The organism is Stenotrophomonas sp. YJH_SMC_33 (genome assembly GCF_059372295.1).
The window spans coordinates 172,450-193,266 of the sequence record NZ_JCAFVJ010000008.1 but is presented as its reverse complement, the minus strand read 5'-3'; the positions used below and the strand labels follow the sequence as shown (position 1 = coordinate 193,266).

The following is a 20,817-nucleotide window of genomic DNA, read 5'->3' as shown; positions in this document are numbered from 1 at the left end:
GGATGCCGGCCAGCGGCCGGCACTACCGCATCAGGCAGCGACCGTCTTGGCCACGTCCTGATATTCCTCGATCTGGTCGAAGTTCATGTAGCGGTAGATCTCCGCACCATTGGCGTTGATCACGCCGATGTCCGCCATGTACTCCTCCTTGGTCGGGATGCGGCCCAGGCGCGAGCAGATCGCGGCCAGCTCCGCCGAACCCAGGTACACGTTGGTGTTGCGGCCCAGGCGGTTCGGGAAGTTGCGGGTCGAGGTCGACATCGCGGTGGAACCCTCGCGGATCTGCGCCTGGTTGCCCATGCACAGCGAGCAGCCCGGCATTTCCATGCGTGCGCCGGTAGCGCCGAAGGTGCCGTACACGCCTTCCTTGGTCAGCTCCGAGGCGTCCATCTTGGTCGGCGGGGCCACCCACAGGCGGGTCGGCAGGTCACGCTTGCCTTCCAGCAGCTTGGCCGCGGCGCGGAAGTGCCCGATGTTGGTCATGCACGAACCGATGAACACTTCGTCGATCTTGGCACCGGCTACCTCGGACAGGGTCTTCACGTCGTCCGGGTCATTCGGGCAGGCCACGATCGGCTCGTGGATGTCGGCCAGGTCGATCTCGATGACGGCGGCGTACTCGGCGTCGGCATCCGGCTCCAGCAGCTGCGGGTTGGCCAGCCAGGCTTCCATCTTCTCGATGCGACGCTGCAGCGAACGCGGATCCTGGTAACCCTCGGCAATCATCCACTTCAGCAGGGTGATGTTGCTGGTCAGGTACTCGATGATCGGTTCCTTGTTCAGGCGCACCGAGCAACCGGCCGCCGAACGCTCGGCCGAGGCGTCGGACAGTTCGAACGCCTGTTCGACCTTCAGCTCCGGCAGGCCTTCGATTTCCAGGATGCGGCCGGAGAAGATGTTCTTCTTGCCGGCCTTGGCCACGGTCAGCAGGCCCGACTTGATCGCGTACAGCGGGATCGCGTTGACCAGGTCACGCAGGGTCACGCCCGGCTGCATCTTGCCCTTGAAGCGCACCAGCACCGACTCCGGCATGTCCAGCGGCATCACGCCGGTGGCCGCAGCGAAGGCGACCAGGCCCGAACCGGCTGGGAACGAAATGCCCACCGGGAAACGGGTGTGCGAGTCACCACCGGTACCGACGGTGTCCGGCAGCAGCATGCGGTTGAGCCAGCTGTGGATCACGCCGTCGCCCGGGCGCAGCGAGACGCCGCCACGGGTGGAGATGAACTCCGGCAGGGTGTGGTGGGTCTTCACGTCCACCGGCTTCGGGTAGGCGGCGGTGTGGCAGAACGACTGCATCACCAGGTCGGCCGAGAAGCCCAGGCAGGCCAGGTCCTTCAGCTCGTCACGGGTCATCGGGCCGGTGGTGTCCTGCGAGCCGACCGAGGTCATCTTCGGTTCGCAGTACGTGCCCGGGCGCATGCCCTGGCCTTCCGGCAGGCCACAGGCACGGCCGACCATCTTCTGCGCCAGCGAGAAGCCCTTGCCGGTATCGGCCGGCTGCACCGGCAGGCGGAACAGGTCGGTCGGGGCCAGGCCCAGCGCTTCGCGCGCCTTGCCGGTCAGGCCACGGCCGATGATCAGCGGGATGCGGCCACCGGCACGCACTTCGTCGAACAGCACGTCGGACTTGACCTGGAATTCGGCGATCACCTCGCCGTTCTTCAGCGCCTTGCCTTCGTACGGGCGCAGCTCGATGACGTCGCCGTGCTCCATCTTCGACACGTCCAGCTCGATCGGCAGCGCACCGGCATCTTCCATCGTGTTGTAGAAGATCGGCGCGATCTTGCCGCCCAGGCACACGCCACCGGCACGCTTGTTCGGGATGTACGGAATGTCATCGCCGGTCCACCACAGCACGCTGTTGGTGGCCGACTTGCGCGAGGAGCCGGTACCGACCACGTCGCCGACGTAGGCGACCAGGTGGCCCTTGTCCTTCAGGTCGAGGATCTGCTGGATCGGGCCGCGCTTGCCGTCTTCTTCCGGGGTGAACGGCGCGTCGTCGCGCTTGTTCTTCAGCATCGCCAGGGCGTGCATCGGGATGTCCGGGCGGGTGGTCGCGTCCGGCGCCGGCGACAGGTCGTCGGTGTTGGTCTCGCCCGGCACCTTGAACACGGTGACGGTCAGGCTCTGCGGCACTTCCGGATTGCTGGTGAACCACTCGGCCTCGGCCCAGCTCTGCAGCACGGCCTGGGCGTTGGCGTTGCCGGCCTTGGCCTTTTCCTGCACGTCATGGAACGCATCGAACACCAGCAGGGTCTTCTTCAGGCCGTTGGCGGCGATGGTGCCGACGCTGGCGTCGTCCAGCAGCTGCACCAGCGGGGCGACGTTGTAACCGCCGAGCATGGTGCCCAGCAGTTCGGTTGCGCGCTCGCGGCTGATCAGCGGGTTCTGCTCGCTGCCCAGCGCGATCGCCGCCAGGTACGAGGCCTTGACCTTGGCTGCGTCATCGACGCCGGCCGGCACGCGGTGGGTCAGCAGGTCGAGCAGGAACTCGGCCTCGCCCTGCGGCGGGTTCTTCAGCAGTTCGATGACATCGGCCGTCTGCTGCGCGCTCAGCGGCAGCGGCGGGATGCCAAGCGCAGCGCGCTCGGCGACGTGGTGGCGGTAGGCTTCCAACATGACAACTCCCGGGTAATGCGTAGGTTGAAAAATCAAAAGTGGGCTCAGGCGTGCGGCACGATCAGCTTCAGGCCCTTGAAGTAGTCGCGGTAAAACGTGTCGTTCCAGGTGATCAGGCCATCGCACTGCAGCAGTGCGTGGGCGCCGACCATGAATTCGTCCAGGCTGCGGCGGCTGCCGCCACGCTGGCGATGGCGGCGGTGCATCTCGCCGGCGCGCAGCGCCGACTTGGCTTCCATCGGGTTGAAGTGCACGCCCATTTCTTCCAGCGCTTCGAGCACCTCGGCGCCGCCGCGCAGCGATGCGCAGACCTCGGCCAGGGTCGCGCCGCAGACCACCACACGGCCACCCACCAGGCTCTGCCGGAGGATGGCCTCCACGGCATCGGCCTGCGGACCATTGCTGAGCAGCTCGACCAGCACCGGTGAATCGACGGCGATCATCACGGCTTATTCCTCGTCACGCACCGCGCGTACCGCTGCGTCGGAGGATTCGAAGCCGTCCAGCGCGAACTTGCCGCGCGCCCGTGAAATGGCATCGTCAACACTCTTGCGCAGGATGATGCGGCTGCCGTCCAGCTCGACCTTCAGCAGCGTGCCCTTGGTCAGGCCGAGGGCATCACGCACCGCCTTGGGCAGGGTGATCTGTCCGCGTTCTGCAACAGTGGCTTCCATCGGTAGGCCCTCCAGAGTATGCACAAATTATACATACTTCCTTGGGCATACTTCCACCCTGAACAGGACCGGCACCCCGCCAGCCCTTGCCTCGCAAAGGATCGGTCACAAACGTGACATACGCCATACAACCTCCCCTGTAGTCTGGGACCGATGCCGCAGGCCGAACCCGGCCCGGGTGAATCCATTCAGTTTCGGGTTCATACTGGAACTTCCGGGGCCAACAGGCCACCGGCGACCGCAAGCAGGTCCGCCCATGCGCGGGCCACTGCAAGCCATCCGCAAGAAGGAGTTACCCCGCATGAGCGATTCGTTCTCCACCCGCAGCCAGCTGAACGTCGGCGGCAAGACCTACGACTACTTCAGCCTGCCCACGCTGGGCCAGCGCTTCGATATCTCCCACCTGCCCTACTCGATGAAGATCCTGCTGGAGAACCTGCTCCGGCACGAGGATGGCGGCATCACCGTCGGCAAGGACCACATCGAAGCCGTGGCCCGCTGGAATCCGGCGGCCGAGCCGGACACCGAAATCGCGTTCATGCCCGCACGCGTGGTCCTGCAGGACTTCACCGGCGTGCCCTGCGTGGTCGACCTGGCCGCGATGCGCGACGCCGTCGTCAAGCTCGGCGGCAAGCCGGAGCAGATCAACCCGCAGATTCCCTCCGAGCTGGTCATCGACCACTCGGTGCAGGTCGACGTGTTCGGCAAGCCCGACGCGCTGGACCTCAACGGCAAGATCGAGTTCCAGCGCAACCAGGAACGCTACGGCTTCCTGCGCTGGGGCCAGAAGGCCTTCGACAACTTCAAGGTGGTGCCGCCCAACACCGGCATCGTGCACCAGGTGAATCTGGAAAACCTGGCTCGCGTGGTGATGACCGCAGAGAAGGATGGCAAGGCCGTGGCCTACCCGGATACCGTGTTCGGTACCGACAGCCACACCACCATGATCAACGGCATCGGCGTGCTGGGCTGGGGCGTGGGCGGCATCGAAGCGGAGGCGGCCATGCTCGGCCAGCCGTCGTCGATGCTGATCCCGCAGGTGGTCGGCTTCAAGCTGACCGGCAAGCTGCCCGAGGGCGCCACCGCCACCGACCTGGTGCTGACCGTTACCCAGATGCTGCGCAAGCTGGGCGTGGTCGGCAAGTTCGTCGAGTTCTACGGTGATGGCCTGCAGCACCTGCCGCTGGCCGACCGCGCCACCATCGGCAACATGGCCCCGGAATACGGCGCCACCTGCGGCATCTTCCCGATCGACGCCGAATCGCTGAACTACCTGCGCCTGTCCGGCCGAAGCGAAGAGCAGATCAACCTTGTCGAGGCCTATGCCAAAGCGCAAGGACTGTGGCACGAACCGGGCAGCCCGCATGCCCAGTACAGCACCACGCTGGAACTGGATATGGGCACGGTGAAGCCGTCGCTGGCCGGCCCGAAGCGTCCTCAGGACCGCGTCCTGCTCGAAGACGTGCAGAAGAACTACCGCGAAGCGCTGGTCGGCCTGACCGCCAACCGTGACAAGCGCAGCGAGGACGTTGCCACCTTCGTCAACGAAGGCGGTGGCGCCGCGGTCGGCAACGAGCAGCTGGCCAAGGGCTTCGCCGACATCGAGATCGAAGGCCGCAAGGTGCGGCTGAAGGACGGCGCGGTGGTCATCGCCGCCATCACCTCGTGCACCAACACCTCCAACCCGGCGGTGATGATCGGTGCCGGCCTGCTGGCCCGCAATGCGGCCGCCAAGGGCCTGAACCGCCAGCCGTGGGTGAAGACCTCGCTCGGGCCGGGCTCGCGCGTGGTCACCGACTACCTGGAAAAGGCCGGCGTGCTGAAGGAGCTGGAGAAGATCGGCTTCTACGTGGTCGGCTACGGCTGCACCACCTGCATCGGCAACTCCGGCCCGCTGCCGACCGAGGTCAGCGCCGGCATCGCCGCCGGCGATCTTGTGGTCACCTCGGTGCTGTCGGGCAACCGCAACTTCGAGGGCCGCGTGCACCCCGAAGTGAAGATGAACTACCTGGCCAGTCCGCCGCTGGTGGTGGCCTACGCCATCGCCGGCACCACCGACATCGACCTGACCACCCAGCCGCTCGGTACCGGCAGCGATGGCCAGCCGGTGTTCCTGCGTGACATCTGGCCGAGCAACAAGGAAATCGGCGATGTCATCGCCGCGACCATCGGCCCGGAGATGTTCAAGCAGAACTACGCCGACGTGTTCAAGGGTGACACCCGCTGGAACACCATCGCCTCGCCAGACGGCAACCTGTACGAGTGGAGCGATGCCTCCACCTACATCAAGAACCCGCCGTACTTCGATGGCATGACCATGCAGACCGGCAGCATCGACGACGTGCATGGTGCACGCGTGATGGGCCTGTTCGGCGATTCGATCACCACCGACCACATCTCCCCGGCCGGCAACATCAAGAAGGACTCGCCGGCAGGCCGCTTCCTGCAGGAGCGCGGCGTGCAGCCGGCCGACTTCAACAGTTACGGCAGCCGCCGCGGCAACGATGACGTGATGGTCCGCGGCACCTTCGCCAACATCCGCATCAAGAACCTGATGTTCGGTGGCGAGGAAGGCGGCAACACCCTGTACTACCCGGCCGGCGGCGGTCAGCCGGAGAAGCTGGCGATCTACGATGCGGCCATGAAGTACAAGGCAGAAAAGGTGCCGCTGGTGGTGCTGGCCGGCAAGGAATACGGCACCGGCTCGTCGCGCGACTGGGCGGCCAAGGGCACCCTGCTGTTGGGAGTGAAGGCGGTCATCGCCGAGAGCTTCGAGCGCATCCACCGTTCCAACCTGGTCGGCATGGGCGTGCTGCCGCTGCAGTTCCGCAACGGCGAGAATGCGCAGAGCCTGGGTCTGGACGGGTCGGAAGTGATCGACATCACCGGCCTGCAGGACGGTGCCAGCAAGCGCGCCACGGTCACCGCGACCAAGGCCGATGGCACGAAGAAGACCTTCGAGGTGTCGGTGATGCTGCTGACCCCGAAGGAAGTCGAGTACTTCCGTCACGGTGGCCTGCTGCAGTACGTGCTGCGCCAGCTGGCCAGCAAGTAACGGAAAAGGGCCGGATCCGCACGGATCCGCCCCTTTCCGTTTGCGATGCACCCCCCTGTAGAGCCGAGCCTGCGCTCGGCTGCTTCTGCGCCGACAGCAGCCGAGCATGGGCTCGGCTCTACAGAAGCACTCAGCGGCGCGGTGCGTCCGGGTCGGTGCGCAGCGCCTTCAGCAGGCCCCACATGTAGAACGCCAGGGTGAACGAGAACGGCAGGCCGCACAGCACCACCGCCGTCTGCATTGCGCTGAAATTGCCGGCCAGGAGCAGCCCGACGCTGGCCACGGTGATACCGACGGCCCAGAACACGCGCAGCCAGATCGGCGCGTCATGCCCATCTTCCACGCCATCGTCAACACGACGGGTGCACAGGTTGGCGATCATCAGCGTGCCCGAATCGACCGGGGTCAGGAACAGCACGAAACCAATCACCACCGCAGCACCGGCCACGTACGGCGCCCCGGGCAGGTATTCCAGCAGCTTGAACAGCGTCATCGCCGCATCGTGCTGGGCCACGTCGCCCAGGATCGCCTGGCCATGGTTGAGGACCAGGTCGATGGCGGTGTTGCCGAAGATCGACAGCCACGCCAGGGTGAAACCGAGCGGGATGAGAAGCACGCCCATGACAACTTCACGGATGGTGCGTCCCCGCGAGATGCGCGCCACGAAAAGGCCGACGAACGGCGCCCAGGCGATCCACCAGGCCCAGTAGAACAGCGTCCACGAGCCCATCCACTCACGCCCCTTCGGGTCGTTGAGGTACATGTCGAAACTCTTGCGCACGAACGCACCGAGGTAATCGCCGGTGTTCTGGATCAAGCCATCGAACAGGTGCAGGGTCGGGCCGGTGACCAGCACGAACAGCAGCAGGCCGCACAGCAGGCGCACATTGAGGTTGGAGAGCCAGGCAATGCCCTTTTCCACGCCTGCAACCACGCCGATGGTGGCCACCACCATCATCACCAGCACGATCGCCACCAGCACCTGCGGCGTATCCGGGATGTGGAACAGGTAGACCAGGCCGGACTGCACCACCAGCGCGCCGATGCCGAGGTTGGTCACCATCGAGATCAGCGTGGCCAGGATGCCGAAGCCATCCACCATGTCGCCGATGCGGCCATGGATGCGCTCACCGAAGATCGGGTACAGCGCCGAGCGCAGCGCCAGCGGCAGGTCGCGGCGGTAGGCGAAGTAGCCCAGTGCCACACCGACCAGCGCATACAGCGCCCAGCCGTGCAGGCCCCAGTGCAGGAAGGTCAGCACCATCGCCTCGCGGCCGGCGGCCACGGTGCCGCCGGGCTGCCCGGGCGGATTGAGGAAGTGGTCCAGCGGCTCGTAGGCGCCGTAGTACAGCAGCGCGATGCCGATGCCGGCCGAGAACAGCATCGAGACCCAGGCGACGTAGCCGAAGGCCGGTGATTCCTCGTTGTGGCCCAGGCGGATGCGGCCATACGGCGAGAGCGCCAGCCACAGCACGAAGCCCAGGCACAGCACGATCAGCAGCATGTACCACCAGCCAAACGCCGCCGAAACCTCGGCCTGCGCCCATTGCAGCCAGTGCTCGCTGCCTTCGGGATAGAGAACGGTGAGCAGCCCGAGGATGCCGATCGACACCGAGGAGCTGAAGAACACAAAACGGTTCAAGCGCAGGGGCGAACGCTTGGGATGAGCCAGGGAAGACATGGGGTCGTCTCATCAAGTCCGAGGGAGCACATGGGCGGGGCCGGACCGGTAAACCGGGCCCATGGCGTGGGGCGCGAGCGCATCCTAGGGTTTATTGATTGAACGTTCAATCAATAAAAAGCATAATGGCGGGCAGCCCGATCCTTCGGGTCGCAAACCGTGGAGAGACAATGCCGAAGAAAGGCGTGGAACCGGTACGGCGCGAGCAGCTGATCCGGGCCACTTTCCAGACCATCGACGAGATCGGCATGGCCGATGCGACCGTCGCCACCATCGCGAAGAAGGCAGGGTTGTCCAGCGGCATCGTCGCCCACTACTTTGGCGACAAGGACGGCCTGCTCAATGCTGCAATGCGGCAGATCCTGCGCGAGTTGAAGGACGCCGTCGCCCGCTACCGCGCCGACGCCAGCGACGACCCGCGCGAGCAGCTGCGCGCCATCGTCGATGGCAACTTCGACGACAGCCAGATCAACGGCACCGCCATGCGCGTCTGGCTCACCTTCTGGGCCGCCAGCATGCACCAGCCGGAACTGGCCCGGCTGCAGCGCGCCAACGACCAGCGCCTGTTCTCCAACCTCTGCCACCAGTTCAACCGCCTGCTGCCCCACCCGCAGGCCCGCCTGGCCGCCCGCGGCCTGGCCGCGATGATTGATGGCCTGTGGCTGCGCGGCAGCCTGGTCGGCGGCCAGTTCAATGCCGAGAAGTCCCGGCGCATCGCTTACGGCTACATCGACTTCCAGTTGCAGGCTGTCGCGCTATAAGCGCTTCAGCACCCGCCCCCTTCCAAGGAGTACGCCCCATGACCACCCTGCCCGTCCAACAGCTCTACATCCACGGCCAGCGCGTCGATGCCACCAGCGGCAAGACCTTCAAGACCGTCAACCCGGCCACCGGTGAGGTGATCGCCGAGGTGCAGGTCGCCAGCCAGGCCGACGTCGAGCGTGCCGTGCAGAGCGCGTCCGAAGGCCAGAAGGTGTGGGCGGCGATGACGGCCATGGAGCGCTCGCGCATCCTGCGCCGCGCCGTCGAGCTCCTGCGCGAGCGCAACGACGAACTGGCCCAGCTGGAGACTCTGGACACCGGCAAGGCGCTGGCCGAAACCACCACCGTGGACATCGTCACCGGTGCCGACGTGGTCGAGTACTACGCCGGCCTGGCCACCGCCATCGAGGGCATCCAGCTGCCGCTGCGCGAATCGAGCTTCTTCTACACCCGTCGCGAGCCGCTGGGCGTGGTCGCCGGCATCGGCGCCTGGAACTACCCGATCCAGATCGCCATGTGGAAGTCGGCCCCGGCCTTGGCAGCCGGCAACGCGATGGTGTTCAAGCCCTCCGAAGTGACCCCGTTGACCGCGATCCGCCTGGCCGAGATCTACACCGAAGCCGGTGTGCCGGCCGGCGTGTTCAACGTCGTGCAGGGCCCGGGCCGCGAGATCGGCCAGTGGCTGACCGAGCACCCGGTGATCGAGAAGATCTCCTTCACCGGCGGCGTCGCCACTGGCAAGAAGGTCATGGCCAGCGCCGCGTCCTCGTCGCTGAAGGAAGTGACCATGGAGCTGGGCGGCAAGTCGCCGCTGGTGATCTGCGATGACGCCGATCTGGACCGCGCGGCCGACATCGCGGTAATGGCCAACTTCTTCAGTTCCGGCCAGGTCTGCACCAACGGCACCCGCGTGTTCGTGCCGCGCGGCATGCTGGCCGCATTCGAGGCCGCCGTGGTCGAGCGCGTCAAGCGCATCCGCATCGGCGACCCGATGGACGCCGAGACCAACTTCGGCCCGCTGACCAGCTTCCCGCACATGGAAAACGTGCTGCGCTACATCGAGAGCGGCAAGGCCGAGGGCGCCCGCCTGCTGACGGGTGGCGGCCGTGCCACCGAAGGTGCGCTGGCCCAAGGTGCCTACGTGCTGCCGACCGTGTTCTCCGACTGCCGCGATGACATGACGATTGTCCGGGAAGAGATCTTCGGGCCGGTGATGAGCATCCTGGCCTACGACGACGAGGACGAAGTGGTGCGCCGCGCCAACGACACCACCTTCGGCCTGGCCGCGGGCGTGGTCAGCAAGGACATCAGCCGCGCGCACCGCATCATCCACCGCCTGGAAGCCGGCATCTGCTGGATCAACACCTGGGGTGAATCGCCGGCCGAAATGCCGGTCGGTGGCTACAAGGAATCGGGCGTCGGCCGTGAGAACGGCATCTCCACCCTCGGCCACTACACCCGCATCAAGTCGGTGCAGGTCGAGCTGGGCGACTACGCCAGCGTGTTCTGACCGGCGCGCCGCAAGCGCGCACCCTCGTCCGGCCACCGCGCCGATCCGACATTCCGCCGCGACGCCTGCATGCAGCGCGCCGCGGCCTGCAGGAGACACCCATGAGCACCCATAACGAGTACGACTACATCATCATCGGCGCAGGCTCGGCCGGCAACGTGCTGGCCACCCGCCTCACCGAAGATGCCGATGTCAGCGTGCTGCTGCTGGAAGCCGGTGGCCCGGACTACCGGTTCGACTTCCGTACCCAGATGCCGGCGGCGCTTGCCTTCCCGCTGCAGGGCAAGCGCTACAACTGGGCGTACAAGACCGATCCGGAGCCCTTCATGAACAACCGTCGCATGGACTGCGGACGCGGCAAGGGCCTGGGCGGCTCGTCGCTGATCAACGGCATGTGCTACATCCGCGGCAACGCGATGGACTATGACAACTGGGCCAGCATGCCGGGCCTGGAGGATTGGACCTACCTGGACTGCCTGCCGTATTTCCGCAAGGCCGAAACCCGCGACATCGGACCCAATGACTACCACGGTGGCGATGGCCCGCTGCGCGTGACCACGCCCAAGGCCGGCAACAACGAACTGTTCGCTGCGATGGTCGAGGCCGGCGTGCAGGCCGGCTACCCTCGCACCGACGACCTCAACGGCTACCAGCAGGAAGGCTTCGGCCCGATGGACCGCACGGTGACCCCGAAGGGCCGTCGTTCCAGCACCGCCCGCGGCTACCTGGACCTGGCCAGGCCGCGCCCGAACCTGACCATCGTCACCCACGCGCTGACCGACCGCATCCTGTTCTCGGGCAAGCGTGCGGTGGGCGTGCAGTGGCTGCACAACGACCAGCCACAGCGTGCCACCGCCCGCCGTGAGGTGCTGCTGTGCGGCGGCGCCATCGCCTCGCCGCAGATCCTGCAGCGCTCGGGCGTGGGCCCGGCCGACCTGCTGCGCAGCCTGGACATCGACCTGGTACACCACCTGCCGGGCGTCGGCGCCAACCTGCAGGACCACCTTGAGATGTACCTGCAGTACGAGTGCAAGAAGCCGGTCTCGCTGGCCCCGGCGCTGAAGCTGTACAACCAGCCGGCGATCGGTGCCGAGTGGCTGTTCCTGGGCACCGGCATCGGCGCCAGCAACCAGTTCGAGGCCGGCGGCTTCATCCGCAGCGACGCCGAATTCGACTGGCCGAACCTGCAGTACCACTTCCTGCCGGTGGCGATCAATTACAACGGCTCCAACCCGATCAAGGCGCACAGCTTCCAGATGCACGTCGGTTCGATGCGCTCGCCCAGCCGCGGCCGCATCCACGTGCGTTCGAAGGATCCGCGCGAACATCCGAGCATCCTGTTCAACTACATGTCGCACGAGCAGGACTGGCGTGAGTTCCGCGCGGCGATCCGCATCACCCGCGAGATCTTCGCGCAGCCGGCGCTGGCACCGTACAGCGGCCGCGAGATCTCGCCGGGCAGCGCGCTGCAGACCGACGCGCAGATCGACGCATTCGTGCGCGAGCATGCCGAGACCGCCTACCACCCGTCGTGCTCGAACAAGATGGGCCATGCCGATGACCCGATGGCGGTGGTCGACGGCCAAGGCCGCGTGCACGGGCTGGAAGGCCTGCGCATCGTCGATGCCTCGATCATGCCGCAGGTGGTGACCGGCAACCTCAACGCGCCGACCATCATGATGGCCGAGAAGCTGGCCGACGTGATCCGCGGCCGCACCCCGCTGGCCCGCAGCACCGCGCCGTATTACAAGTCCAACGGTGCACCGGTGCGCAAGCAGGGCTGAGCCAGCCGCACACCGTGAAACACCCACCGGGCATGGCCCGGCGCTACCAGGCGCGTCCTGCCTTCGGTAGCGCCGGGCCATGCCCGGCGCCGTTTGACGCGTTCGCACAATGCGCCACGCAAACCCCTCTTCGCGTTTTCCCTACGGCGGGGTATGCTGCAATGAACGGCCATTGTCGATACGCTCGGGGCCGAACCTAATACATCACGATTCCTGGAGGGGGAATATGAGTCTGGATCGTCCCTGGCTGCAGAGCTATCCGAAAGGCGTTCCCGCCGAAATCGACGTCAACGAGTTCCATTCGGTAGCTTCGGTCTTCGACGCTTCCGTCGCGAAATTCCGCGACCGTCCCGCCTACTCCAGCTTCGGCAAGGTCCTCACCTATGGTGAGACAGACGCGCTGGTCACCCAGTTCGCCGCCTACCTGCTGGGTGAGCTCAAGCTCAAGAAGGGTGACCGCGTCGCCCTGATGATGCCCAACTGCCTGCAGTACCCGGTGGCCACCTTCGGCGTGCTGCGCGCAGGCCTCACCGTGGTCAACGTCAACCCGCTGTACACCGCCCGCGAGCTGAAGCACCAGCTGGTCGACGCCGGCGTCAGTGCGCTGGTGGTGGTCGACAACTTCGGCGACACCGTCGAACAGGTCATCGCCGATACGCCGGTCAAGCACGTGGTCACCACCGGCCTGGGCGACCTGCTCGGCGCCAAGGGCGCGATCGTCAACTTCGTACTGAAGTACGTCAAGAAGATGGTGCCCAACTACCACATCAAGGGCGCCGTCCGCTTCAGGCAGGCGCTCAAGCTGGGCAGCCGCCACGCGCTTCCGCCTGTCGAGATCGACCACGACGACATCGCCTTCCTGCAGTACACCGGCGGTACCACCGGCGTGGCCAAGGGCGCGATGCTGACCAACCGCAACCTGATCGCCAACATGCAGCAGGCGTCGGCATGGCTGTCCACTTCAGGCATCGAGCCGGGCAAGGAAGTGATCATCACGGCCCTGCCGCTGTACCACATCTTCGCGTTGACCGCGAACGGCCTGGTCTTCATGAAATTCGGTGGCTGCAACCACCTGATCACCAACCCGCGCGACATGAAGGGCTTCGTCAAGGAGCTCAAGGGTACCCGCTTCACCGCCATCACCGGTGTCAACACGCTGTTCAACGGCCTGCTCAACACCCCCGGCTTCGACGAGATCGACTTCTCCTCGGTCAAGTTCACCCTCGGCGGCGGCATGGCGGTACAACGTGCCGTGGCCGAACGCTGGAAGAAGGTCACCGGCGTGACCCTGGTCGAAGCCTATGGCCTGACCGAGACCTCGCCGGCAGCCTGCATCAATCCGCTCACCCTGCCCGAGTACAACGGCGCCATCGGCCTGCCGATCCCGTCCACCGATGCCTGCATCAAGGACGACAACGGCAACATCCTGGCGCTGGGCGAAGTGGGTGAACTGTGCATCAGGGGCCCGCAGGTGATGAAGGGCTACTGGCAGCGCCCGGAGGAAACCGCTACGGCCATTGACGCCGACGGCTGGCTGCACACCGGCGACATGGCGAAGATGGACGAACAGGGCTTCTTCTACATCGTCGACCGCAAGAAGGACATGATCCTGGTGTCCGGCTTCAACGTGTACCCGAACGAGGTCGAGGACGTCATCGCGATGATGCCCGGCGTGTTGGAAGTGGCTGCGGTCGGTGTCCCGGACGAGAAGTCCGGCGAGGTCGTGAAGGTCGTGATTGTGAAGAAGGACCCGAACCTGACCGCGGAAATGGTCAAGGAACATGCCCGGGCCAACCTGACCGGTTACAAGCACCCCAGAATCGTAGAATTCCGAAAGGAGCTGCCGAAGACCAACGTCGGCAAGATTCTCCGTCGCGAGCTGCGTGATACGCCCGCCCAGTAAGGGTTTCCGGGCAGCACGACAGTACAGGGGACCCCGCCGGAGACGGCGGGGTCTTTTTATTGCCGGAACATGGCCGGCCCGGCGCTTGCGGGCGGTTCACGACGGGTGCATAGAATCAGTCGCCGCCGCATGTTCAGCTCGCCCCCTCACTCCTCTCCGTCCGCTCTGCGGTTGGCCGGACGGTCACACGGAGAACTCCCATGTCTGCAGTACGCCCCATCATTACCCGTCCCTCGCAGCACCCTACCCTGCGTATCACCGAAGAACCCGAGCGGGACGTTTACTGGATCCATATGCACGCCAACCTGGTCAACCAGCCAGGCCGGCCGTGCTTCGCCTCGCGCCTGGTCGATGACATCGTCGACTACCAGCGCGAACTGGGCGATCGCCTCAGCGCCTCGCACGCTCTGTCACCCCATGTCGTACTTGCCTCGGACAGCGACGTGTTCAATCTGGGCGGCGATCTCGAACTGTTCTGCCGCCTGATCCGCGAGGGCGACCGCGCCCGCCTGCTCGACTATGCCCAGCGCTGCGTGCGCGGCGTGCATGCCTTCCATGCCGGCCTGGGCACCCGTGCCCACAGCATCGCCCTGGTCCAGGGCAATGCACTGGGGGGCGGCTTCGAGGCCGCACTGAGCTGCCACACCATCGTCGCCGAGGAAGGCGTGTTGATGGGCCTGCCGGAGGTGCTGTTCGACCTGTTCCCCGGCATGGGCGCCTACTCCTTCCTGTGCCAGCGGATCAGTCCGCGGCTGGCGGAGAAGATCATGCTGGAAGGCAACCTCTACACCGCCAGCCAGCTGAAGGAAATGGGCCTGGTCGACATCGTGGTGCCGGTGGGCGAAGGTGTTGCCGCAGTCGAACAGGTGATCAAGGAAAGCCGACGCATCCCGCACGCCTGGGCGGCGATGCGTGAGGTCAACGAGATCGCCACCATGGTGCCGCTGCATGAAATGATGCGGATCACCGAGATCTGGGTAGACACTGCGATGCAGCTCGGCGAGAAGTCCCTGCGCACCATGGACCGGCTGGTACGGGCGCAGGCCCGACGCAATGGCGACCCGGCCTGATCGTCTGGCGGGTCAGGACGGGCTGCGCTCGCTGTCGTCGCGGTGCGGTGCCCCCGCACTACGGGCAGCCAACGCATTCCTGCCGTTGCGCAGAGCGGTCGCCAGGCTGCTGAGGCGGGCGCTCCATTCGCCCTTCAGCTGCCAGTCCGCCATGCGCATGAGTTCGCCACTGGAGGCGGCAACCTGGACAAGCCCCAGGTTGCTTGCCACGCCGCGCAGCGCGTGGGCGTGCTCGCGGAAATCCTCCCAGGCCTGGCGCTCGCCGCAGCCCTGCAGCTGGCCCATGCTCGCGTCGACGTCCGCCAGGCATTGGTCGATGAACTTGCGTTCGAAGCCATCGCCCATGCCCAGCGACGCCAGCTCGTCCAGCACCGCGGTATCGAGCACGCCATCGCCGACCGGCAATGCAGGCACCGACTGGATGCCGGGCTCGGCGCGGGTGTTGGCGGCGACATCGGCCAGCACTTCCAGCAGGCGGGTGGCCACCACGGGCTTGGCAAGGAAGGCGCGGGCGCCGGCCTGCTCACAACGCAGGATGGACTCGGGGGTGACGTCTGCGCTCAGCACCATGACCGGAACGTAAGGCATGCCGCTGGCCTGCATCACCCGCAACTGCTTGAGCAGATCCAGTCCGCTCATGCCGGGCATGTGCAGGTCGACGATCGCTGCGTCGTAACTGGCCTGCTCCAACGCATCGAGCACTTCGGCGCCGCCGTTGACGCAGGTGACCTTGTGGCCGGCCTTCTCCAGCAGCCGCTGCAGCACCATGCGGTTGGCCTCGTGATCGTCGGCCACCAGGACCCGCAGGCTGCGCACCCGTGCACGATGGCGCAGGAAGGGGTTGGAAAACGCGATGACATTGCCGGCTTCAGCCACCTCGGACGGAACCGCCGGGGCTGATGCGGTCTCTGCGACGTCCAGCGTGATCTCGACCCAGAACACGCTGCCGCGCGGGCTGTTCGGCGCATAGCCGACCTGCCCGCCCATCGACTCGACCAGGCCCTTGGCAATGGCCGTGCCCAGGCCGGTGCCCTCATGGCGACGGGCCAGGCCGACATCCCCCTGCTCGAAGGCATTGAACAGGCGCCCACGCAGCGCCACCGGCACGCCGATGCCGGTATCGACGATCTCGAATCGCAGGCGCATCCGTTGGCTGTCCGGCGCGTCCGGGCTCGACACGCGCAGATGCACGTAGCCGCTGTCGGTGAACTTGACCGCGTTGCCCATCAGGTTCAGCAGGATCTGCTGCAGATGCCCGGCATCACCCAGCAGGCGCGGCGGCACGTTGTCGTCCACCTGCACGCGATAGTCCAGCGACTTGGAACGGGTCTGCGGGGTCAGGATCAGGTTGATCGCCTGCAGCACGTCGGCCAGTGCGAACTCGTGCGACTCCACGCGCACCTTGCCGGCTTCGATCGCGGAGATGTCCAGCACCTCTTCCACCAGCGCCAGCAGGCTGCGGGTCGAGGCCTGGATGGTGTTCAGGCACTCGCGCTGTTCGTCGTCCAGGCGGGTGGTGGCCAGTACTTCGGTCATGCCCGCCAGCCCGTTCAGCGGCGTGCGGAACTCATGGCTCATGTTGGCCAGGAAGCGGCTCTTGGCTTCGTTGGCCTGGCGCGCCTCGGCCACCGCCCGGGTCAAGGCATGCAACAGCGAATCGAAGTACAGCGGAATCGCGCCCAGGCCCAGCAGCAGGCCCCAGCCCAGATAGTCGTGGCTGCGCCAGTAGGGCGACAGCATCACCGTGCACAGGAACGCCAGGCAGCCCATGGCCGTGGCCACGCGCAGGTAGGTGCTGCCGTAGCGCATGCCGTTGCCGATCGTGACCCACAGCATCACCGCATACAGCGGTGCGGCCGGCTCGCCCTGGATCGTCATGATCCAGGCCATGCAGGTGTAGTCGGTCAGCATGCCGATCACCCGGCGCACATGCGACACGCCCGGATTGACCAGGATCGCGGCCAGCAGGCCTGCGGAAATGGTCAGCTCGAAGGCGAGGATCAGCCACGTCGCAGTCAGCGCCTCACCGCCACCGCTCAGCGAGCGCCAGCCGAGATAGCTGATGAACAGCGCCGTGATGATGATGCGGATCAGGTTCTGCGCGTGCTCGCTGTCCTCGCGCCCGGACAGGCGCTGCTTGAAGCGGGCCAGCAGCGAGCGCTTGTCGGAGCCAGTGGCGGGCGTCGTATCCATGGTCGGATGTCGCATCCTTCGGCGCAGCAGGGAGGAGCAGCACAACGGTACCGCCAACAGCCCCAGCCACAGTGAAACCGCCAGGCCCAGGTTGGCCTGCCAGTAAGGGGTCAACAGCACCGTAGTGCCGAAACTGGCCATGGCCAGCACGACGGCAGCGGCCAGGTACCGCGGCCCGAAGCGCAGGCCGTTGCCCACTGTCACCCACATCACCACCGCATACACCCACGCCAGCGGCTCACCCATCTGGATCATGCCGATCGCGATCAGTCCGTAATCGGCCAGCATTCCGGCCACCCGTCGCGGGTCCGAGCGCTGCGGCCTCCACAGCAGCCAGCCGAACAGCAGCAGCGACAGGCCCAGGCCGGTCACTACCGTTGCCAGCACGCCCTGGTACTGATCCAACCGGTGCAGGCGGGCACCGGACAGCAGAACATAGATCAGGATCAGCGAGATCAACACCACCCGCACGATCGCCTGGCCATGTTCCGAATCCGGACGCTGCGCCAGCCGACGCTTCACGCGTGCGAACAGGTCCTGCATGTCACCCACCCGGTCGCGTCGATGCCGTCGAGTGCTGGGCGCAGATGTCCATCAACTGCTGGCGGCCGCGCATCAGCGCATCCACGCAGCGTGGATCGAACAGGCGGCCACGCTGTGCGTACAGATAGGCCAGTGTGGCTTCCATGGTCCATGCTTCCTTGTACGGACGGGGTGAGATGAGTGCGTCGAAGACATCGGCGACAGCAACGATCCGCGCTTCCAGCGGGATCGCTTCGCCGACCAGGCCGTCGGGATAGCCGCTGCCGTCATAGCGCTCGTGATGGCGCAGCGCGATGAGCGCGCCCACCTGGATGAAACGGTTCTGGCTGCCACTGAGCAGCTCGTGGCCGATGCGTGGATGCCGGCGCATGATCGCCAGCTCCTCGTCATTGAGCTTGCCCTGCTTGAGCAGCACCGCGTCGGGAATGGCGATCTTGCCCATGTCATGCAGCGGTGCGGCCATCTCGATCAGGCGCACGTCGTCTTCGGGCAGGCCCAGCTGCTCGGCAATCAGCCCCGCCACGCGCGCCATGCGTTCGAGGTAGGCACTGGTGCCGGCATCACGGAACTCGATCGCCCGTGCCAATCGCGACAGGGTCTCGCGTTCGCGTTCCTCGACCTCGTGCATGCTGGCCAGCAGGCGCTGCTCCAGCGACAACGCACGCTGCTTCACGTTCTCGGTCTGCTGGCGCAGCTGCAGCAGGTTGTAGCAGCGCGCGCGCAGTTCGCGCGGGCGGATCGGCTTGACCAGGAAGTCGATGACCCCCGCTTCCAGCGCCGCCTGCCGGATCGGCTCGTCGCCGACCACGGTGATCAGGATCACCGGGATATCGCGGTGCTTGGGCAGGCGACGGAAACGGCGGGCGAACTCCAGCCCGTCCATCTCCGGCATGCGGTAATCGAGCAGCAGCAGGTCGACCGGGTGCGCCTCGCACCAGGCCAATGCGGTCAGCGGATCGCCGAAGTCATGCACGCTCAGTTCCGGCGCGATGTCTTCGATGACGTGACGCAGCATCGTCCGCGCGGACGTCTGGTCGTCAACAATGACGATGTTCAACGCGTACTCCGCCTGGTTTCTCGACCATGCTGGATCATCAGCAGGCGAGGATACCCTGCCGCTGCGAACGCTCGCACCCTGCATCGGCCCGACTCCCGTGTCATGCGTCCCGGTTCATGATCGTCATCACATTGTGAAGCGGACTCTCCACAATGCGCACTCCCCCTGGCGCCGATCAAGCCATAACAGACGTCAAGGTAGTGCATTAACGATACGCCGAGTGCGGGAGGCGTCAATCGCGCCGTCTCATTTCGCGACGGCGCGCACAAACAGGGGTCAAAAAGACGACTTACTGCTCCGGACGCATGTACGGGAACAGCAGCACGTCACGGATCGAGCTGCTGCCGGTCAGCAGCATCACCAGGCGATCCACGCCGATGCCGAGGCCACCGGTCGGGGCCATGCCGTACTCCAGCGCACGGATGTAGTCGGCGTCGTAGTGCATCGCCTCGTCGTCGCCGCCTTCCTTCGCGGCCACCTGGGCCTGGAAACGCTGCGCCTGGTCTTCCGGGTCGTTCAGTTCGGAGAAGCCGTTGGCCAGCTCCTTGCCGTTGACGAACAGCTCGAAGCGATCCGTGTAACCCGGGTCGTTGTCGTTGGCACGAGCCAGCGGCGAGACCTCCACCGGGTGGTCGGTGATGAAGGTCGGCTGGATCAGGGTGTGCTCGACCGTGGCCTCGAAGATCTCCAGCAGCAGCTTGCCCCAGCCGTAGGACGGCTTGACGCGGATATTCAGGCGCTCGCAATGGCGCAGCAGCGCGTCGCGGTCAGTGCAGTCGGCGACGGAAATCTCGGGGTTGTGGTGGCGCACCGCCTCGTCCATGCGCCAACGGCGGAACGCCGGGCCCAGGTCGATCTTCGCCCCGTCCCACTCGACCTCGGTGCTGCCGTTGACGGCCTTGGCCACGTCACGGATCACGCCTTCGGTCAGGTCCATGATCTCGTTGTACGTGGCGTAGGCCTCGTACAGCTCCATCATGGTGAATTCCGGGTTGTGGCGGGTGCTGACGCCTTCGTTGCGGAAGTTGCGGTTGATCTCGTAAACGCGCTCCAGGCCACCCACGGTCAGGCGCTTGAGGTACAGCTCCGGCGCCACACGCAGGTACAGGTCCAGGTCCAGCGCATTGTGGTGGGTGGTGAACGGCTTGGCCGCCGCGCCGCCGGGGATGTAATGCATCATCGGCGTCTCGACTTCCAGGAAATCGCGGCTGTCCAGCCAGGCGCGCATGGCGCGGATGATCTTCGAGCGCTTGATGAACACCGCGCGCGATTCCGGGGTCACGATCAGGTCGACGTAGCGCTGACGATAGCGCTGCTCGACGTCGGCCAGGCCATGCCACTTGTCCGGCAGCGGGCGCAGCGACTTGGTCAGCAGGCGGATCGATTCGGCCTTGACCGACAGCTCGCCGGTCCTGGTGCGGGTCAGGCCGCCTTCGACGGCGATGATGTCGCCCACGTCCCAGCCCTTGAAGGCGGTATAGGCATCGCCCAGCACCGTGCCCTGCAGGAACAGCTGGATGCGGCCGGACTCGTCCTGGATCTGCGCGAAACTGGCCTTGCCCATGATGCGCTTGGCCATCAGGCGGCCGGCCATCTTCACCTGGCGGCCATTGCCTTCCAGCGCCTCGGCGGTCCACTGTTCGGCATCGGCGAACTCTTCCTGCAGGCGGCCGGCGAAATCCTCGCGACGGAAATCGTTCGGATACGCGATGCCCTGCCCACGCAGCGCTTTGAGTTTCTCACGGCGCTCGGCGATCAACTTGTTTTCGTCGACGGGGGGGGTATCGGTAGCTTCGCTCATGGATCTGCGGGAATCGTGTAGTGAGGGGGATCTTGCGCCCGGCACAGCCGGTTGCCCAGCATACCAAAACCGTCCAGCCCCAGCCCCGCCGCCGCCCTGCCCCGGTAGTCGCCAACCTTGGTTGGCGGTCCCTGTGTCGACCAAGGTCGACACCCACCGGAG

At 65.9% G+C, this 20,817-nt stretch carries 13 protein-coding genes; 6 read left to right on the top strand and 7 right to left on the bottom strand.

Features of this window, described 5'->3' with window-relative positions; all coding sequences use genetic code 11:
* Positions 1 to 30 precede the first annotated feature (30 nt).
* The 3 genes from acnB to AC5P9W_RS14020 are packed head-to-tail and all read right to left on the bottom strand — an operon-like array spanning position 31 to position 3,296.
* Positions 31 to 2,622: a bifunctional aconitate hydratase 2/2-methylisocitrate dehydratase gene (gene acnB, locus AC5P9W_RS14030; protein ID WP_111097827.1), complete on the bottom strand. Its 2,592-nt coding sequence runs from the start codon at positions 2,620 to 2,622 to the stop codon at positions 31 to 33.
* A 44-nt stretch (positions 2,623 to 2,666) separates the two neighbouring features.
* A complete protein-coding gene (locus AC5P9W_RS14025) occupies positions 2,667 to 3,065 on the bottom strand; it encodes a type II toxin-antitoxin system VapC family toxin (protein ID WP_005416402.1) in 399 nt (132 codons plus the stop codon).
* A gap of 6 nt (positions 3,066 to 3,071) precedes the next feature.
* Positions 3,072 to 3,296, bottom strand: a complete 225-nt coding sequence (locus tag AC5P9W_RS14020) for an AbrB/MazE/SpoVT family DNA-binding domain-containing protein (RefSeq protein WP_005409505.1) — start codon at positions 3,294 to 3,296, stop codon at positions 3,072 to 3,074.
* Positions 3,297 to 3,597: 301 nt separating this feature from the next.
* Here AC5P9W_RS14020 and acnA point away from each other — a divergent pair, with 301 nt between their 5' ends.
* Positions 3,598 to 6,351, top strand: a complete 2,754-nt coding sequence (gene acnA / locus AC5P9W_RS14015) for an aconitate hydratase AcnA (RefSeq protein ID WP_111097828.1) — start codon at positions 3,598 to 3,600, stop codon at positions 6,349 to 6,351.
* Positions 6,352 to 6,481: 130 nt separating this feature from the next.
* Here acnA and AC5P9W_RS14010 read toward each other — a convergent pair whose 3' ends face one another.
* A complete protein-coding gene (locus AC5P9W_RS14010; protein ID WP_021202072.1) occupies positions 6,482 to 8,032 on the bottom strand; it encodes a BCCT family transporter in 1,551 nt (516 codons plus the stop codon).
* A 170-nt stretch (positions 8,033 to 8,202) separates the two neighbouring features.
* Between AC5P9W_RS14010 and betI the strand changes: the two genes are divergently transcribed.
* From betI to rpfF, 5 genes are all read left to right on the top strand, one after another.
* Positions 8,203 to 8,793, top strand: coding sequence for a transcriptional regulator BetI (betI, locus tag AC5P9W_RS14005; protein WP_005409501.1), 591 nt, complete (start codon positions 8,203 to 8,205; stop codon positions 8,791 to 8,793).
* Between the two features lie 38 nt (positions 8,794 to 8,831).
* Entirely contained in the window at positions 8,832 to 10,304 is a 1,473-nt protein-coding gene (gene betB, locus AC5P9W_RS14000) for a betaine-aldehyde dehydrogenase (RefSeq protein ID WP_111104174.1), read from the top strand.
* A gap of 101 nt (positions 10,305 to 10,405) precedes the next feature.
* Positions 10,406 to 12,088 (top strand): choline dehydrogenase, encoded by a 1,683-nt coding sequence (betA, locus tag AC5P9W_RS13995; protein WP_495219323.1) that lies wholly within the window; start codon positions 10,406 to 10,408, stop codon positions 12,086 to 12,088.
* Positions 12,089 to 12,314: 226 nt separating this feature from the next.
* Positions 12,315 to 13,991, top strand: a complete 1,677-nt coding sequence (locus AC5P9W_RS13990; protein WP_019661476.1) for a long-chain fatty acid--CoA ligase — start codon at positions 12,315 to 12,317, stop codon at positions 13,989 to 13,991.
* A 200-nt stretch (positions 13,992 to 14,191) separates the two neighbouring features.
* Entirely contained in the window at positions 14,192 to 15,061 is an 870-nt protein-coding gene (gene rpfF / locus AC5P9W_RS13985) for a diffusible signal factor synthase RpfF (protein WP_012480080.1), read from the top strand.
* Positions 15,062 to 15,073: 12 nt separating this feature from the next.
* On the opposite strand, the gene AC5P9W_RS13980 is transcribed toward rpfF, so the two are convergent.
* The 3 genes from AC5P9W_RS13980 to lysS form a co-directional block, all read right to left on the bottom strand.
* Positions 15,074 to 17,797, bottom strand: coding sequence for a response regulator (locus tag AC5P9W_RS13980; protein ID WP_457895042.1), 2,724 nt, complete (start codon positions 17,795 to 17,797; stop codon positions 15,074 to 15,076).
* 1 nt (position 17,798) lies between these two features.
* The gene (gene rpfG, locus AC5P9W_RS13975) at positions 17,799 to 18,938 is read right to left on the bottom strand and encodes a cyclic di-GMP phosphodiesterase response regulator RpfG (protein ID WP_019661474.1); all 1,140 of its coding nucleotides are present in this window, start codon (positions 18,936 to 18,938) and stop codon (positions 17,799 to 17,801) included.
* A gap of 205 nt (positions 18,939 to 19,143) precedes the next feature.
* Positions 19,144 to 20,655: a lysine--tRNA ligase gene (lysS, locus tag AC5P9W_RS13970; RefSeq protein ID WP_021202068.1), complete on the bottom strand. Its 1,512-nt coding sequence runs from the start codon at positions 20,653 to 20,655 to the stop codon at positions 19,144 to 19,146.
* Positions 20,656 to 20,817 lie beyond the last annotated feature (162 nt).